Below are 725 nucleotides of genomic sequence, written 5' to 3' on the forward strand. Positions count from 1 at the left end.
CTCTGCGGTGAATCGGCGGTCGACGAGGTCGTCGTGAACAGGCGGGCCCGCTTTTCTGTTCAGGCCTTTCTTCTTCGCGAACACCGACCAGATGCGCTCTTGCGAGCACAGCCTGGCGACACGGTTCTCTCCGGCGGCGATTCCATGGCCGGGTAGTTCGTCGGCGATGAAGCGGTAACCGAATGCGGGATCGTCGGCATGGATGGCGCGGGCGATGTTGATCAGATGCGCGTCATCCCAATCACGTTGCGTGACCGGATATTTCTTCCATTTGTAGAACGCTTGGGTGGAGAAACCGAGAACCCGGCAGGTCACCGTGACGGGCACTCCGTCGGCGGCGAGGTCGAGGACCAGCGGGAACATCATTTTGGGTTGACGTCCCGGGACAGATAGGCCACGGCACGACGCATGACCTCTGCTTCTTGCTCGAGGAGCTTGATCCGTTTGCGGGCTTCCCGCAGTTCTGCTGACTCGTCTGAGCCGGAGGATTTCCCGCCGGCGCCGATGCCGTCCTCGCGGTCGGCGATCTTGAGCCAGCGGTGCAGGCACCCCTCGGAGATCCCGAAGTCCTTGGCGATCTGACGCAACGGGGCCTCGCCCTTGCGGGCGACGGCGATGACGTCACGGCGGAACTCGGCGGGGAACGGCTTCGGCATGGGAAACATCCTTCCATCGTGAGGAGTGATCCTCACAGATCAGATGTCAACCAAACCGGGGGCAGTCCC

At 62.6% G+C, this 725-nt stretch carries 1 pseudogene; it reads right to left on the bottom strand.

The features are described from left to right. A pseudogene (locus HF877_RS21115) lies at positions 1-656 on the bottom strand (IS3 family transposase); the annotation flags it as partial. Positions 657-725: the final 69 nt, after the last annotated feature.

Source organism: Rhodococcus sp. BL-253-APC-6A1W, assembly GCF_012843405.1.
GTDB lineage: Bacteria > Actinomycetota > Actinomycetes > Mycobacteriales > Mycobacteriaceae > Rhodococcus.